The following is a 16649-nucleotide window of genomic DNA, read 5'->3' as shown; positions in this document are numbered from 1 at the left end:
ACTGTGCTGACTAGTTGTGCTGGATGTCCGGATCATCGACGCCACCGATGCGGTTAAACGGCAGGATGATTGCCTGCACCTTGCCGACGACGTTATCCAGCGGCACAGTACCCTGCAGCTCGTCGCCCATGTGATAGCGAGAGTCCGCAGAGTTGGTGCGGTTATCACCCATGACCCACAGATGCCCCTCCGGCACTGTTACCGGCCCGAAGTACGGGCCACCACACTGCTCTGAGCCAAGATTATCCACCACCGGCTTGTCTGCCGGAGTTTTAATGAAATCCTGGTCTGTCATCTTGCCGTCAACCATGATGCCGGGATCTCCTGGGCGACACTGCACAGTCTGCCCACCCGTGGCAATCACACGCTTGACCAACGCATTTTCATCCGGGGCGACAAGGCCAATCCAGGAACCAACCGTCTGCAGCGAGTTCGCCACTGGGTTGGTTGAACGCTGTGACACGTAGTTACTATTCCAGGACTCCGGGCCATTAAAGACGACAACATCGCCGGGCTTGGGATCTGAGAACTGGTAGGAAACCTTATCCACCCAAATGCGGTCACCGGTGCACCCGACACATCCGTTGAGCGTCGGCTGCATCGACTCGGATGGAATCACGTAGACGCGGCCGATAAAGGACTGCACACCGGCACTGATGAGCAGGGCAATCACGATAATGATTGGAATCTCGATGTACCACGGAGTGTGCTTTTCAGGCTCCTCGTCAAGTTTCCGGAAGCCTTTCAAGCCTTCAGTACGGTCTTCTTTTTGGCCGTCAGTCTGTTCGCGAGAATCGTCGTCGGTCATGGGAAAAGACTATACGCGATAGAAAAATCCCCACCGAGCTCAACACTCGATGGGGATTATTTTGCGCCAAAAGACTAGCGGCGCTCCTTGATGCGTGCAGCCTTACCGCGCAGGTTGCGCAGGTAGTACAGCTTCGCACGGCGAACGTCGCCCTTGAAGACAACGCGAATCTCGTCGATGTTCGGGGAGTGCACCGGGAAGGTACGCTCAACAGCGATACCGAAGGATACCTTGCGGACGGTGAAGGTCTCGCGGACGCCGCCGCCCTGACGACGGATAACGACGCCCTTGAAGACCTGAATACGCTCGGTCTTACCCTCGACAATCTTTACGTCGACCTCGACGGTGTCACCAGCGCGGAACTCCGGAATGTCGTCGCGCAGGTATGCTGCATCAACCTTGTCAAGAATGTTCATGGAAACTTATTCCTTTACTTTTTGCATAGACAGAGGACCCTGGCGGCGCTTTCCCACAGAGGGACGCTCGGCCGGTTCATGCCCGAAACAGGTAAAGCTGCCTATAAAGACAACCTGGAAATTATTACACACCCCCTGGTCAGAAACCAAACTCTTCCATGTTCGGCGGGTCTTGCGGGTCTTGTGGGTCCTGGGGGTCTTGCGGTTTAAGAGTATCGGCGTCTTCTCCCCTGCGCGCTTCTTCGACCAGCTTCCGTGATTGCTCTATCAACTCCTGGCGATACTCGTTATATTCTGCCAGTGCCTGCGCCATTCGCAGTCCCCGTTTGTCAAAGGTGTAGCGTCCGTGCCCGGCGAGCGGCCCATCTTCCAGGCTCACCGCCTTTTTGCCCGTGCTTGACGACGTCCACAGTTCCACCCCATCCCGATCACGTGCAACATTCCACAGACCAGCTGTTTTCATGTTGTGGTGCCGGCGGCAGAGGCAGTGGAGGTTCGGCGTTTCTGTTGCCCCGCCCTCCTCTGGGTGCTCTTTGTCGTACGGCTCAATATGGTCAATGTCGCAGAGCTCCGCGGGTACATCACACCCCGGAAAGCGACACGTTCCGTCCCGACCTTTAACGAAGGCTCTCTGACTTTCGGTTGGGGCGTAGCCCTCCGCGGTTTCGTCGGCAAGCATACGAATATGCGTGACCTTATCAATCCACGCCTGCGTAGCTAACTGCGAGATCCAGCCAACGCCGCCAAGCCAGGCGGTGCGGGGACGCTCCTCTGTGGCAGGACAGTATAGGTTGAGTACGATTTTTGCCTCGGCGGTGCCGCGGATGAGGTGTGTCAAAGCTTCGACTCGAGTGCAGCCAGCTGAGCTGGAGATGGACTCGAGGGTGGTTTTGAATTCGAGAGCGCGGGTCTTTTCCAGCTCCATAAAAACTTCCGCGAAGTTGTCGCTCTCTTCAAAACCGATACTCTCTCCTACTATTTCGCGTTCTCCTGCAGGAAGCAGCGGATCGACATCACCCGGAAGGTTTTTGGGGCGAAGCTGAGGTTCAATTTCTTCGATAACCCGTTGCAGGAATTTATGTAGGCTGCGAACTCCCCGGAGTGCCTCGCCATGCTTTCGGGGAATGACAAAGCGGGCAATTTCTTCTTCAACAGCTGCACGCACCTCTGGATCGTGGAGCGGCGCTGTCGCGCGAGCAATGGTGATCAGATGCGCAAAGGGCAAATGAGCTCGAGCTTTAATAAAGGCACCCAGCCGGGGCATACGCGCTAACTGAATGCCGACCTCTACATACTCGAGCGCCTTACCGCGGGAAATACCCAACTCGGGTGCGATTTCAGCAATGTATGCATCCACATCAATCTCAAGCGACTTCGGCGTGCAACCGCAAGCTATACCCAGTTCCAGGCGATTGCGTTGGATACCCGCCACCGCCAACTGGTTCGTGGATGACTCGTGGAAAAACTGCGGCGCTTCAGGCAGCAGAGCCGCTTGGTAAACATCGGACGGTTGTTTGGCCGGACTATCTTTTTCAGACATTGTTCCCCCAAAGCCCCAACCCCGCTCAGTGTCGATAACCAGTGAATACCACTAGCCCAACGCCAAGAAGAGAAGCTCAAGCACTTTGTTCTTGATGCCTCCATTTTAGCACACCCATTCGATTGCGCAACCCCTTTAATAAAACTTTTTCGCTTGTACATTCGAGTGAATTGTTGAGCGTGTTATCAAATGTCACGAGGTGCATCTTCTGGCGAAACTCCGCGCACACTAAGACGGCACGCTACAACCGCTCGCTACAACGTCACGCTGATACAGCACTCCAATAACGACCGCTGCCGACCGTTGCTACAAAGCCCCCCCCCAACTGCTAGATTGTCTCCATGCAGCAGATTCCACGCTTTGACCCCTGGATTGTTCGAGGAACAATCATCGCCCCGTGCGTTCTGGCGATTGCACAGCTTCTGTGGGTAATTGCCATTTCCGACCGACTACCGGAGCAGTTAGCAACGCATTGGAGCGGTAGCGGCACTCCCAACGGTTTCATGCCGCCAATTCAAAGCACATTGATTATGGCCATCATCGTCATCGCATGTGCGCAGATCGGTTGGCTCGGTGCAAAGACCAGCACGCCGCTTGTCGTGCGCAAGCCAATTGCAATAACCAACCTCGCCCTCTGCGGCTTCTTAATCGGCATTGAATTCGCGATTATCATCCCGCAGATCGGCACGACGGACCCTACGACCGCCCGAATCGGCTGGATCTATGCAATAGCCGGCGTCATCATCGGCCTAGTAGCGGCCCTGCTCGTGACGCGCCGCCTCAAGGACTACTCCTCGCTTACCGACGCCACGGTCACCGAGCCGACATCGCCACAGTTGCCCCATCGAGAAGGAGCCCCGACTCCCATCGATGTCAGTGTGGCCATCTCTAAGGGGGTCAAGGTCACCCTCGCAGTCTGGTGCGTGGTGTCTGTAGCGCTCGCAGTGTTCCTGCCAAGCCTCGGCATTGTTTTTCTGCTGTGCACGCCGCTATTCCTCATCGCATATGAAACCGGCATGACACTAGACACGGACCCGAAGACAGATTCCATTACCGTTTTTAACGGCTGTGGACCGCTGAAGATGAAACACCCCATTGAGCTTCGAACCATCAAATATGCGAAGCCGGCCACTTATAACTGGGCCGACGGTGGCGGTATTGGGCTTCGACTTGGCAATGATGGCCGCATCACCGTGGCGGCACGGTCAGGCGAGGCAGTCAAGATTGAGACCTCGGGGTCCGATTACACCATCGTCGTACCGGATGGAATGGCTGCGGCTGTCGCGGGTGAGATCAACAGCCGCATCGACGCTATGCGCCAATAGGCTATGCGCTAATAAATCAAGCGCTAACAGATCAGGAGCTAAAAGCCTGCCCTGCGCAGCGCGTCAGCCATGGAACCGCCGCCTCCACCGCGGTTGGCTCCACCGCGCTTCTTATTCTGGGAACCACGCTTTCGGCCGCCTCCACGGCCTTCTCCGCGACCGCCGTCACGCTTTGGCTTGGCATCCGAGGCGTCGTCGTCAAGCCTGAGCGATAGACCGATGCGGTTGCGTTCGACGTCAACGTCGAGAACCTTCACCTTGACCACCTCGCCCGAGCGGACGACCTCGTGCGGGTCGGAGACGAAACCGCGGGCCATGTTGGAGACGTGGACGAGGCCGTCCTGGTGGACTCCGACGTCGACGAAGGCGCCGAAGGCCGCGACGTTGGTGACGGTGCCCTCGAGAATCATGCCGGGCTGAAGATCGGAGACCTTCTCCACGCCTTCCTTGAAGGTGGCGGTGACGAACTCGGGACGCGGATCGCGGCCGGGCTTGTCCAGCTCGGTCAAGATGTCCTGGACGGTGGGCAGGCCGATACCTGCGGACTCGTCGACGAAGTCTGCAGCACGCACCTTGGACAGGACACGGGAGTTGCCGATGAGCTCCTGGACACTAACGCCGGTCGAAGCGGCGATGGCATCGACGACGCGGTAGGACTCCGGGTGCACGGCGGAGGCATCCAGCGGGTTGTTAGCGCCGTGGATGCGAAGGAAGCCGGCGCACTGCTCGAAGGCCTTCGGGCCAAGACGCGGAACCTTCAGCAGCTCCTTGCGGGAGGTGAAAGCGCCGTTTTCGTCTCGGTAAGCGACGATGTTGTCCGCAACAGTCGAGGACACGCCAGCAACGCGACCGAGCAGCGGCGCAGAGGCGGTGTTGACCTCCACGCCGACAGCGTTGACGGCATCCTCGACCACGGCATCGAGAGAGTGCTCGAGCTTGGTCTGGGAAACGTCGTGCTGGTACTGGCCGACACCGATGGACTTCGGATCGATTTTGACGAGCTCAGCAAGCGGGTCCTGCAGGCGGCGGGCAATCGATACGGCACCGCGGAGAGATACATCCATGTCCGGGAACTCAGCTGCTGCCAGGGACGATGCGGAGTAGACGGAAGCACCGGCCTCAGAAACCACCACAGGGGTCGGCTTCTTGCCACCGGCCTGAGCTATCAGGTCAGCGATTTCGCGGGCCAGGGTTTCGGTCTCGCGGGAAGCGGTGCCGTTGCCGATGGCCATGAGCTCCACGCGGTGCGTGGCGCAGAGAGTGGCCAGTTGCTCCTTGGCGCCGGACCAGTCATTGCGCGGCTGGTGCGGGTAGACGATGGCAGTGTCGAGCACCTTGCCAGTGGAGTCGACAACGGCGCACTTAACACCATTGCGGTATCCCGGGTCCAGGCCGAGAGTGGCGCGCTGGCCAGCCGGTGCGGCCAGCAGCAGGTCACGCAGGTTACGGGCGAAGACATCCACGGCTTCGGCCTCGGCGCGCTCCTTCAGTCGAGTGCGGGCATCGAGGGCAGCGGACACCTCCAACTTGGTGCGCCAACCGAAACGAACGGCCTGGTCAATCCACTTGGAGGTACCGCCGTCGGGAAGCTCAAAGGCCTCACGGATCATGTGCTCGTAGGTCTCATCCTCACCCGCATCGATGTTGAGCGTCAGGATGCCCTCGGCCTCACCGCGCAGCACGGCCAACACGCGGTGGCTAGGCATGGTGTCCAGAGGTTCGTTGTGCTCGAAGTAGTCACGGTACTTCGCACCCGCAGTCTCCTTGCCCTCCACCACGGCAGCGGCGGCGGAACCGGAGGACCACACCTGCTCACGGACAGAGCCAACCAAATCAGCATCGGTAGCGAAGCGATCGACCAAGATGGCACGGGCACCGGTCAGAGCGTCCTTCGCATCCTTACCAGCTGCCTCGCCGTACTTAGTGGCCAGAGTCTCGGGGTCCGCGGCTGGGTCGGCCAGCAGCTCCTCCACCAGCGGTTCGTACCCGGCCTCACGTGCAATATCGGCCTTGGTCTTGCGCTTCTTCTTGTACGGCAGGTAGAGATCCTCCAACCGCGCCTTAGTGTCGCAGGCGAGGATGGCGGCCTTGAGATCGTCGTTAAGCTTTCCCTGCTCTTCAATGGCGGCGAGAATCGTTTGCTTGCGCTCTTCTAGTTCGCGCAGGTAAACGACGCGTTCCTCGATGAAACGCAGCTGTGTGTCATCGAGCCCGCCGGTTACTTCCTTGCGATAGCGGGCGATGAAAGGCACGGTGTTGCCTTCGTCGAGAAGCTTGATAGCGGCGGCGACGGCACTTTCGGCAACGTCCGCACCAGTGGCGGCGAGTTCTCGGGCAATTACTGATGAAATCACCCGGGCAACTTTACTATCGTGGAAGTACCAATTGGCGAACGCCCCACAGAAGGCTCGCAGTAAACACCGGAAAAGGAGCCCCATGAAGCAGAAACTCTGTGCCGAATACCTGCGCATTTCCGATGAGGAGGCAGCGCGGTTAGTTGAGGTCGCAGCACCTGCGGCGACCAGCGACGGCGGCACGGCGGGGCTTGTTACCGACGGCGCGGAGAAGATTATCCTGCAGCACTTCGTCGACGTTCCGGACGAAGATGCCCTGGACATCGACACGGACTGGGAGTCCCTGCTGCGCACGTTGACCGGCAATCCCATCGACGGCCAGGCACTCGGCGACCCGCTGGCGGAGGCCATCCTCGGCGCCGACCGCGTCTGCCGCAAGCCGCTGTCTGCAGTCATCCGCGCCGATCGCGTCGGCGACGTGCACCAGACGCTGGCAAGCATCGATCTTGCCGCCCGCATCACGGACAATGGTTCGCTTATCGACGAAGCCACTGCGACACAGCGGTACCGCGAACTCGTGGCCTTCTACGAGGAGACTAAGGCAGCGCGTAGCGCCGTGCTCGTGGCCATCTCCTAAGAACTAGCAGCGCAACTGCTAAGCCGATAACTCCGGCGATGAGGCCGCCGATAACATCGGTGAGCCAGTGTGCCCCGACCCACACGCGCGACAGTGCCACAGCGCCGATAAGCGCGATGATGGCCAAGTCGAGCAACTTGCGGGCTGTACGGCGCAATACGGGGATGGCAAGCTGCATCGCGGCCATACCGCTGGAAGTAACCGCTGCCACATGTGCAGAAGGAAACGCCGCATCGTGCAGGTTGACCAGTGAGAACTCCTCACCCGGTCGGTCGCGGCCCAAAAACCACTTCATGGCATAAGTCACCGCAATCGACGAACCGAATGACGCCGGCAGTAGCAACGCCCACGCACGGAAGCGGAACCACAGGAGTGCCGCAGCAACAAGCGTGACCGGCGCGATGTAAATCGGCCGGATAATCTCGCTCAAAGCCAGCATCACACTATCGACGCGGCCATCCCGCGCCCCATGCAGGTCACTGACCCAGCCCGCAAACGACTGATCCACGCTCCCCGCCAGCTGCGTCTGAGTGAACCACGCCAGTGCACCTAGGACAGCTAACCAACCAATGACATGCCGGGGTCGCGCAATTCGAACACGTGCCACTAGCAGTTCTCCTCGGTTACTTCCCCAATGACTCCTTGGATTATTTCCCGGTCACGGGCGCTGAGGTCGACGTCGGCAAGCAAATCGGGACGACGTTCGGCCGTGCGGATTAGTGACTGGTCGCGCCGCCAACGGTCCACCAGCGCGTGATTGCCGCTGAGGAGAACGTCCGGCACGGCCAGTCCACGCCACTCGCGCGGCTTGGTGTAGGACGGCCCTTCGAGCAGACCGTCAGAGAAAGAGTCCTCCTCGTGGCTTTTTCGATTGCCCAACACACCCGGGATCAACCTCACGACGGACTCCGCAATCACCAGTACCGCCACTTCCCCGCCGATCAGCACATAATCCCCAATAGATACCTCACGCACGCGGTAACGATTAGCGGCATCATCAATAACTCGCTGGTCAATGCCCTCGTAGCGCCCGCACGCGAACACAATGTGCTCCTCGTGTGAGAACTCCTGCGCCATCTGCTGCGTAAACGGCTCGCCCGCCGGGGTCGGGACGATCAGCAGGGGCTTCGCTGAATCTTCTTCGCTTAACGACGGCACTTCCGCTGCAGCATAGGAAGATTCCTCGGCCAAACCCAATTTCTGATCATGGCGGACATTGTCCAAATGTGGCACCGCGGACGTGAGCGACTGCTCCGCTTTCAGCGCCGCTACCTCGTCGAGGGCGGGACCCCAGACATCCGGCTTCATAACCATGCCGGGGCCACCGCCGTAGGGCGAGTCATCCACAGCCTGGTGTACACCTGGCGCCCAGTCGCGCAGGTTGTGTACGCCGACACTCAAAATGCCCTGCTCAATTGCCTTGCCCAGCAGCGCATGACGCAGTGGCTCGAGGTACTCCGGGAAGATTGTGACTACATCGAGACGTAAGCTCACAGCTCCAACAGTCCTTCCGGCGGGGTGATGGTGACAGTAGAATTCTCAAGGTCAACTTCCGGAACGATGTCCTCTACCAGAGGGATGAGTACCTCCCGGGCCCCGTCGTCAAGCGTGACTTCAAGGAGACGATGAGCGGGCGCGCGGACGATAGAAGTGACCTCGCCTATATCGGTGCCGTTATGGACTACGCGCAGGCCTTCAAGTTCAAAGTCATAAAAGTCCCCGTCTTCGAAGACGGGCTCGGCATAAAACTGCATGCCCCGATGGCGCTCGGCCTCATTGCGGCCCGGAATCTCCTCGAAGCGAACCAGCAAACGCCCCTGGTGCGGGCGTGCCGTTTTCACAGTCAGCTGTTCCTCACGGCCGGCCTGTACACCCAACAGCGTGGTCCCGACTGCGAAACGCCCTTCCGGGTCATCCGTTGTCGCATCGACGACGACTTCCCCGCGCACACCGTGGGGCTTGATCACTCGGCCAATAAGCACCATGTCAGCTACCGACACGCGCACACTCCCTCTCTTATAAAGGCTCTGTAAAACACCCCGCGTAAAGCAAAAAGGCGCCACCCAACACTTCGTCTTGAAGTATAAGGTAGCGCCCGGATTAGCTAAGCGGCGTACTCAGCGTCCTTATTACTCGGCGTCCTCGGAAGCCTCGGACTCAGCAGCCTCAGCCTCGGCAGCCTTTGCGGCCTCCTCAGCTTCCTTAGCAGCCTTAGCTGCTTCCTTGGCCTCGCGGCGCTTAGCGGTGATGGCCTCAGCGGACGGGCCATTGTTGGCCTCTTCCAGAGCCTTGTTGAACAGCTCGAGCTTGGTCGGCTTCGGCTCAGCAACCTTCAGAGTGCCCTCTGCACCCTCGAGGCCCTTGAACTTCTGCCAGTCGCCGGTGACCTTCAGCAGAGCCAGAACCGGCTCGGTCGGCTGTGCACCGACGCCCAGCCAGTACTGAACGCGCTCGGAGTCAATCTTGATGATCGACGGCTCTTCCTTCGGCTGGTAGATGCCCAGGTTCTCAATGACCGCACCGTTGCGACGGGTACGAGCATCAGCAACGACAACGCGGTACTGAGCGGTACGAATCTTACCCAGGCGCTGCAGCTTAATCTTGACTGCCATGAGGAGTTCCTCTTTCTTCTATGTCACTGGACAATACTTATGCATCCGAGCTCACGAGTAATTACTAACGAAGTGCCTCGGACCGGTTTTGCCCTTGGGATATTTACACTGCGCGTGACCACCGGGCGGCCGTGGCCGGATCCGATGAATTCGCAGTCGTGCCTCAGTTGAGGATTCTCATTGAGACAACTCGAGGTATGTTACCAGCAGTTTTTGGAAATTAACAAAACTGCGCACTCGAAACGCTGCATACCCACTAAAGCTGAACGTCGTTGACAGTGCGGTAACGTAACATTCTATGAAAACCACCGGCACCCAATATAGGTATGACTTGGACGGACTACGGGGCATTTCGATTGCCCTCGTAGTCCTTTTCCACGTTTACGTCGGCCGCGTTTCCGGTGGTGTGGACGTATTCCTCTTGCTCTCCGGGTTTTTCTTCTTCGGCGCGCAGTACCGCAATGCCATCAATCCCCGGCAGTCCATCAATCCATGGTGGAGCATCTGGCGCACGCTGCGTCGCCTAATCCCGACACTGGTGCTGGTCCTCTTCGCGACAACCCTGTTTGTCATTTACTTCATTCCATCGCTTCGCACCATCGACATTGCCCAGCAACTCCGCGCCAGCCTGCTCTACTACCAAAATTATGAACTGGCACTCCAGGGCTCGGACTACGCTGCCGCAGAGAGCGAAACTTCCCCACTGCAGCACCTGTGGTCAATGTCGGTACAGGGCCAGTTTTATCTCGGCTCCATTTTGCTCATCTCCCTACTCGCCTGGATGACGCGCTCACCCCAGATTGTCGGCGCGGTTACCTCACCGGTGGAGGCGAAGCGCACCGACGCTACCGGCGGTAAACTCCGCCGAATCCTCACCCCTTTGCTGGCAGTTATCACTCTCGGCTCGCTTGCCTATGCCTTCTATATGCACTCCGAAAACCAGGGCTGGAACTACTACTCCACTGTCAGCCGCCTCTGGGAGCTCTGCCTCGGCGCACTACTCGGACTGATTCTTGTCCGGGGCTCCATCCCCATGCCCAAGCCACTTCGAGTGCTGTTAGCCAGCATCGGCCTCGCACTGGTAGTCTCCACCGGTTTCATCTTCGACGGCGCCGCACAGTTCCCAGGCCCTTGGACCCTATGGCCCCTCGGTGGTGCTGCGCTGATTATTATCGCCGGCCCTGAGGCGGGCTGGATCTCCAAGTTCCTGGCCAGCCGCCCAATGCGCGAAGTAGGCCAGAGCGCCTACGCGCTCTACCTGTGGCACTGGCCTCTTCTCATCCTGGCCATAAACTACCTCAACCGCGATACTCCGGGGCTGAAGCTTGGCACCGCAGTGATCGTCGTTTCCTTTATTTTGGCCAAACTCACCAACAAGTATGTCGAGCTGCCGCTGGCTCAATCGACTCGCCGACCGACCCGGACTCAGCCCGTCGTCGGCGATGCAATCCACGCAATGAAGCATCGTCGCCCGGCTCGTCGTCTAGCGGTAGTCGGCACTGTTGTCGTCATTGCGTTGGTCGGCATGTCCAGCCTTGTCAACGTGCAACAGGTGCGCGTCGATCGCGCCTCCGCCACCAGCCTAGATCCAGAGGTCTATCCAGGTGCACTCGCGCTTACCGACGGGTACGAGGTCCCCAAGGCAGCCACAAAGCCGAATTCCGATTTCATCACGGACCTTTGGCCGGAACCTGCCCTCGATGGCTGCCTTGCGACAGGCGGTGAGGACGTCGGATACTTCCCGCCGAATCGCCGTTGGCGCGATGAGACCCAGCCGTGTGTCTACGGTGATCCAGATGCTAGTGACTCGATTGTCATCGTCGGCGGCTCGCACATGGAACATTGGTTTGCCCCGATTGATGCCTACGGCAAAAACAACGGGTACCGAGTGGTGGTTCTTCTCCGACAAGGCTGTCCAGCGACCTTAGAACCGATCCACGGAGTCGGCGATATCTGCGTGGCCTGGACTTTCGAGGCTCTGCAGAAAATTGACGAGATTCAGCCAGAGATGGTTTTCACCACTTCAACCAGACCCCTGTTCCAGGCGGACCCACCGCAGCCCGGCGACTACACACCGGATGGTTACGTTTCGTTTTTCGCTGCTCTGCAAGAACGCGGAATTGATTTCTTCGCCATCCGCGATAACCCATGGGCGCTACGGGAGGACTTGGACCAATTCTCCCCCAGTGTATGCGAAGAAGCGGAAGAAGACTGCACTATCCACCGCAAAACTGCCCTAAATGCAGAAAATCCCGCTGAGGAGATTCTTGCGAACTTCCCCAACGGGCACAGTCTAGATTTCTCCGACATCTTCTGCGGTCCGACCACCTGCCGTAAAGTTATTGGCAATATCTACGTCTACCGCGACAGCAATCACATCACCGATGAACTAGCGGCCACTTTCAGTCCTGAAATGGACCGCCAGATTCAGAAGGCTCTGCGGGACTAGCTACTTCTAGTCCCCGCTACTTCTTGCCCTGTCCGAAGTCGAGATTGTTGAGGTCAAAGTCCTCCATACCTTCTGGCAGCTGATTACCCATCTGCTTCTGCAGCTTCTGCAGTTCAGCCATGCTAGGCATACCCGGAATGCCCTGCATACCTGGCATTCCAGGCATACCGGGCATTCCGCCACCGCGCATTGCCTTCGGCGGCGTTGGACCACGGTTAGCGCCCTTGCGCTTATTCTTGCCCTTGCCCTTTCGACCACGCTTGGCCTTGCGGTTCGATGGGCGACCACCGCCCATACCAAATCGGCCGGCCATCTGCGCCATCATCTTCCGCGCCTCATTGAAACGCTCGATGAGCTGGTTAACCTCTGAAACGGACACACCGGAACCGTTGGCGATACGACGACGTCGTGAAGCATTCAGAATCTTCGGATTCTCGCGCTCTTCCGGAGTCATACCGCGGATAATCGCCTCGATGCGGTCAAGCTGCTTTTCGTCGACCATCTCGGCGGCCTTGGACATTTCCGCGCCGCCGGGGAGCATCTTGAGGATGTTGCCGATTGGGCCCATCTTGCGGACCATCATCATCTGCTCGAGGAAGTCCTCAAGAGTCAGTTCGCCGGAACCAATCTTCTGGGCGGACTTGGCAGCCTGCTCATGATCGATTTCCTTGGAAGCGACCTCAACCAACGTCTTTAGGTCACCCATCCCCAGGATGCGGCTGGCCATACGGTCTGGGTGGAAGACGTCAAAGTCCTCCAACTTCTCGCCCGTGGAGGCGAACAGAATCGGCTTACCGGTGACCTCACGGATAGACAGTGCAGCGCCACCGCGCGCGTCGCCATCGAGCTTGGTCAGTACAACGCCGGTGAAGTCAACGCCGTCTCGGAAGGCCTTGGCGGTCTCTACCGCGTCCTGACCAATCATGGAGTCGATGACAAACAGAACTTCATGCGGGTTGATGGCATCGCGAATGTCGCGGGCCTGCTTCATCAGAACCTCATCGATACCCAGGCGACCTGCGGTATCGATAATCACCACATCGTGGCGATGCTGGCGAGCATAAGCGAGGCCACGGAACGCGGCGTCAACTGGATTGTCCTCGCTGGTGCCCATTTCATGGGTGGAATCGAGGCTGGTGCCCGGGAACGGTGCGAAGCACGGCACGCCTGCACGCTCAGCGACAATTTCCAGCTGCTGCACCGCGCCCGGACGCTGCAGGTCACAGGCGACGAGGACCGGGGTGTGCCCCTGATCCGTGAGGTACCTGGCCAATTTACCGGCCAAGGTGGTCTTACCAGCGCCCTGCAGACCGGCCAGCATGATAACCGTTGGTGGCTGCTTCGACATATTCAGCCGTCGAGTCTCGCCACCGAGGATGTTAATCAGTTCCTCATTGACGACCTCAATAATCTGGTTTGCCGGGTTGACAGTCTGGCTGCCAATAATTTCGTTAGCGCGTTCCTTGATGCGCTTGATGAAGGTACGGACAACCTCGAGGGAGACATCGGCTTCCAGAAGAGCCAGCCGAATCTCGCGGGCGGTGGCGTTAATATCCGCCTCAGTCAGGCGGCCCTTCCCGCCCAGCCCCCGCAGGGCACCCGTCAAACGATCGGAAAGAGACTCAAACAAGTTTCCAGCTCCCCTTTTGCCTTGTTTTTTCTTAACTGTTCTACCGTACCCGCTGGATACTCCATTTGGCACATATCTACAGCTTCGCCTATCGACAACGATTGCAGCCCACCCACCCTAAATGCCCCGATTCGGGTGTAACCAATAGGAAGTAAGAAATAGCAATAGGATGAAGCTCTTTTGTACTCAAGGACGTTAGATTACTGTTCGTTATTTTAACGTGACAATTAAACGAGCCTCCAGATATGAATGCCCTACTGCATAAAGAACGTTTATCCAACCCAGTTACCACCAGCTAGGTAACAGAAAGATAACGCCAGTGGCTAGCTTTTACTAAGGCCACCCTTAGTAAGAACCTCCCCCGGAATGGTGTAAGCCAAATAGCAAACCGGCGGCATTGCAGCAGGTCAAAGCACGCCACTGCGCACCTGATGTTATTCCTATAACTACCTCCAATACCGTTCATATATCAACCAGTTTATGGTTAATCATGAACCTAGTTAACCGCAGTTGGCCTGGTTTTATTTTCCGCCGTGCACGATGAGGGATGAACGGCGAAATCATATTCATTGGTCTCTGACCGTTTGACTCCTTGAGAGGTTTTCATGAAGAAGTTCACCACGGCTATCGCCGCCGCTGCCTTCTCCGCCAGCATGATTGCAAGCGCAGGCACCGCTACTGCACAGATTCCGGACTCAATGCCGACCGAGTGCCCCGCCGGCCAGCACTTTGAGAACGTCGGAGGCACTTTCCAGTGCGTCGCAGACCAGCCTGAGCAGGATTCCACTGACGGAATTCCGGCCCCAATGCCGGACAAGTGCCCAGACGGCCAGCACTTTGAGAACGTCGGCGGAACCTTCCAGTGCGTCGCGGACCAGGAAGCTCCTAAGCCCGAAACACCGGGCGACAATGAGTCCCAGCCGGGCGACCCCGGAAACCCAGGCATTTCTGATAAGCAGTGCCCGGAGGGCGAGCACTTCGACATGAGCAAGCCAGTTCCAGGCAACCCGAATGTCTTCGGTGTCTGCGTCAAGGACGAGGCGAAGCCGGACACTGACAAGCCAGGCACGGACAAGCCGGACACCGAGAAGCCAGGCACGGACAAGCCGGACACCGAGAAGCCAGGCAAGGACGGCAAGGACGGTAAGGACGGTAAGCCAGGCAAGGACGGTAAGCCGGGCAAGGATAGCAAGGACGGTAAGCCAGGCAAGGACGGTAAGCCGGGCAAGGACGGCAAGGATGTCAAGGTAAACGTTGACATCAAGATCTCTGCTGAGTGCAAGAACGAAAACAAGTGCACGAAGGAAGAGAAGAAGGCCAAGGAAAAGGCCGAGAAGAAGGCTTCCGAGTCCAAGAAGACGACCTCTTCCGAGAATGTAAAGAAGGTTTCGGACTCCAAGAAGTCTGAGCAGAATACCTCGGAGTCCAAGAAGGCTTCTTCGACTCAGAGCACTGGCCTGGCAGCCACCGGCGTTGACGCCACCACCCTGGGCGGAGCCGCTCTGGTTCTCCTTGTCGGCGGTGTCGCCGCTACCCGCATCGCCCGCAAGAACCGCTAAGAAGCTTGGGGTTCTACCCCGGTAACGAAACATAAAATGCTCCTGATGCCTATTTAGCATCGGGAGCATTTTTGTGCGCCATACCTCCGAAAAGTCATAGCTCCTATAGCCCGAAGCATAAAACCTCACAGGCACCGATTTTTTACCGAACCTCTACGCCCCATCCACCTTTCACCACCCGACACAATCAGGTACCACGCTTCGCTAGCGAAGACAGAAAAGCCCCCTACCGAGTCGACAGTGACTGGTTCTATAAACGCCCTACCCACAACGGGTGTACACACTCAGCGTTGTAAATATAAGTTCCCACTTCCCCTTACTGGGGTTTGGACAAGTCAACAATTTCTCTTTACCCCCCCCCTTCCCAAACCCATACCACCAAAGACTGTAATTAGTTATTAGAATCAAAAGTGTGAACAGTGTTCCCCCTTAAGTCCTTTGATTGCAGGGCTTTCCTATAGACATTGTGAGGTTTCCAAATGAAGAAGCTCTCTTCGACCATGGTGGCCGCTGCCGCTTCAGCCGGCATGCTCATCGGCGTTGGCGCCGCCACCGCACAGATTCCTGACCCCGCCCCGTCGGAATGCCCCGCCGGTCAACATTTTGAAAATGTTGGCGGTACTTTCCAGTGTGTAGATGACGCTGCAAATCCGGATCCAGGAGGTTCATCGAACGATGGCATTCCACCGGGCGTTGAGGACACCCAGACCTGTCCCGACGGTTCCCCGCGTGACATGAGTAAGATTGACCCGGCAACCGGGGCTTACGGTGCTTGTGGCACTTCAGATGATTCCGGCCCAACTCCGGAGCCTGATGAAGATGCCCCAGAAAATGACGGAATTCCGCCGGGAGTTGATGACACCGCAACGTGCCCCGACGGTTCCCCGCGTGATATGAGCAAGATCGACCCGGCAACCGGAGTCTACGGCTACTGTCCGACCTCCGATGACGAAACTCCGGGCGACGATGAGAACCCAGGCGATGACGCTCCGGGCGACGATGAAAACCCAGGTGACGAACAGCCCGGGGAGGACGAGAATCCTGGGGAGGAAAATCCAGGCGACAAGCCCGACACCCCTAAGAATGACGGTAAGCAAACCGGGACCAAGAACACTGGGCTAGCAGTCACTGGTGTTCAGGCGACTGCCCTCGGCGGTGCCGCTCTTGCACTCTTGGTCGGTGGCGTGGCAGCTACCCGCCTCGCACGCAAGAATTCTAAGGATTCCTAGCACAACTCTCCGCTAGATTCCTAGCACCTCAACATTAAAGGCCCCGGAGCCCCGCGTATCCTCTACAGAAATCTACGCGGTGGCTCCGAGGCCTTTATTTTTGCCGGGGGCAACGGGCGACGCTGTACTCACCAATCGATGGAAAATTCA

The 16649-nt window shown here is 58.1% G+C and carries 13 protein-coding genes and 1 pseudogene; 5 read left to right on the top strand and 9 right to left on the bottom strand.

The window, feature by feature from the left end:
- Positions 1 to 10: 10 nt before the first annotated feature.
- From lepB to EGX79_04930, 3 genes are all read right to left on the bottom strand, one after another.
- Positions 11 to 808, bottom strand: coding sequence for a signal peptidase I (gene lepB / locus EGX79_04940; GenBank protein ID AYX81586.1), 798 nt, complete (start codon positions 806 to 808; stop codon positions 11 to 13).
- 74 nt (positions 809 to 882) lie between these two features.
- Positions 883 to 1224, bottom strand: coding sequence for a 50S ribosomal protein L19 (locus EGX79_04935; GenBank protein AYX81585.1), 342 nt, complete (start codon positions 1222 to 1224; stop codon positions 883 to 885).
- Between the two features lie 139 nt (positions 1225 to 1363).
- Entirely contained in the window at positions 1364 to 2764 is a 1401-nt protein-coding gene (locus EGX79_04930) for an HNH endonuclease (GenBank protein ID AYX81584.1), read from the bottom strand.
- A 341-nt stretch (positions 2765 to 3105) separates the two neighbouring features.
- On the opposite strand from EGX79_04930, the gene EGX79_04925 reads away from it, so the two are divergent.
- The gene (locus EGX79_04925) at positions 3106 to 4089 is read left to right on the top strand and encodes a DUF1648 domain-containing protein (protein AYX81583.1); all 984 of its coding nucleotides are present in this window, start codon (positions 3106 to 3108) and stop codon (positions 4087 to 4089) included.
- 38 nt (positions 4090 to 4127) lie between these two features.
- Here EGX79_04925 and EGX79_04920 read toward each other — a convergent pair whose 3' ends face one another.
- Complete coding sequence (locus EGX79_04920) at positions 4128 to 6428, bottom strand: RNA-binding transcriptional accessory protein (protein ID AYX82725.1); 2301 nt, start codon at positions 6426 to 6428, stop codon at positions 4128 to 4130.
- Between EGX79_04920 and EGX79_04915 the strand changes: the two genes are divergently transcribed.
- On the top strand, positions 6331 to 7020 hold the full coding sequence (locus EGX79_04915) for a DUF1877 family protein (protein AYX82724.1): 690 nt from the start codon (positions 6331 to 6333) through the stop codon (positions 7018 to 7020). The two genes, EGX79_04920 and EGX79_04915, sit on opposite strands and share 98 nt — an antisense overlap.
- Here EGX79_04915 and EGX79_04910 read toward each other — a convergent pair.
- From EGX79_04910 to EGX79_04895, 4 genes are all read right to left on the bottom strand, one after another.
- Positions 6980 to 7627, bottom strand: a complete 648-nt coding sequence (locus EGX79_04910; protein AYX81582.1) for a phosphatase PAP2 family protein — start codon at positions 7625 to 7627, stop codon at positions 6980 to 6982. The genes EGX79_04915 and EGX79_04910 overlap by 41 nt on opposite strands.
- On the bottom strand, positions 7627 to 8514 hold the full coding sequence (trmD, locus tag EGX79_04905) for a tRNA (guanosine(37)-N1)-methyltransferase TrmD (protein ID AYX81581.1): 888 nt from the start codon (positions 8512 to 8514) through the stop codon (positions 7627 to 7629). Before trmD ends, EGX79_04910 begins: the two co-directional genes overlap by 1 nt.
- Entirely contained in the window at positions 8511 to 9020 is a 510-nt protein-coding gene (gene rimM, locus EGX79_04900) for a ribosome maturation factor RimM (protein AYX81580.1), read from the bottom strand. The genes trmD and rimM overlap by 4 nt, the downstream gene beginning before the upstream one ends.
- Positions 9021 to 9149: 129 nt before the next feature.
- Entirely contained in the window at positions 9150 to 9632 is a 483-nt protein-coding gene (locus EGX79_04895; GenBank protein AYX81579.1) for a 30S ribosomal protein S16, read from the bottom strand.
- A 298-nt stretch (positions 9633 to 9930) separates the two neighbouring features.
- On the opposite strand from EGX79_04895, the gene EGX79_04890 reads away from it, so the two are divergent.
- Entirely contained in the window at positions 9931 to 12081 is a 2151-nt protein-coding gene (locus tag EGX79_04890) for an acyltransferase (GenBank protein ID AYX81578.1), read from the top strand.
- A 16-nt stretch (positions 12082 to 12097) separates the two neighbouring features.
- On the opposite strand, the gene EGX79_04885 is transcribed toward EGX79_04890, so the two are convergent.
- Entirely contained in the window at positions 12098 to 13711 is a 1614-nt protein-coding gene (locus EGX79_04885; protein AYX81577.1) for a signal recognition particle protein, read from the bottom strand.
- A 1121-nt stretch (positions 13712 to 14832) separates the two neighbouring features.
- Between EGX79_04885 and EGX79_04880 the strand changes: the two are divergent.
- Together EGX79_04880 and EGX79_04875 are read left to right on the top strand one after the other, a co-directional pair.
- Positions 14833 to 14952 (top strand): annotated as a pseudogene (locus EGX79_04880) (polyphosphate kinase 2).
- Between the two features lie 797 nt (positions 14953 to 15749).
- Entirely contained in the window at positions 15750 to 16499 is a 750-nt protein-coding gene (locus tag EGX79_04875; GenBank protein ID AYX81576.1) for an intestinal mucin, read from the top strand.
- Positions 16500 to 16649 lie beyond the last annotated feature (150 nt).

The sequence above is a fragment of the Corynebacterium jeikeium genome (assembly GCA_003955985.1).
GTDB lineage: Bacteria > Actinomycetota > Actinomycetes > Mycobacteriales > Mycobacteriaceae > Corynebacterium > Corynebacterium jeikeium_D.
Note: the sequence above shows the minus strand (reverse complement) of the source record. Positions and strands in the feature narration are given on the sequence as shown.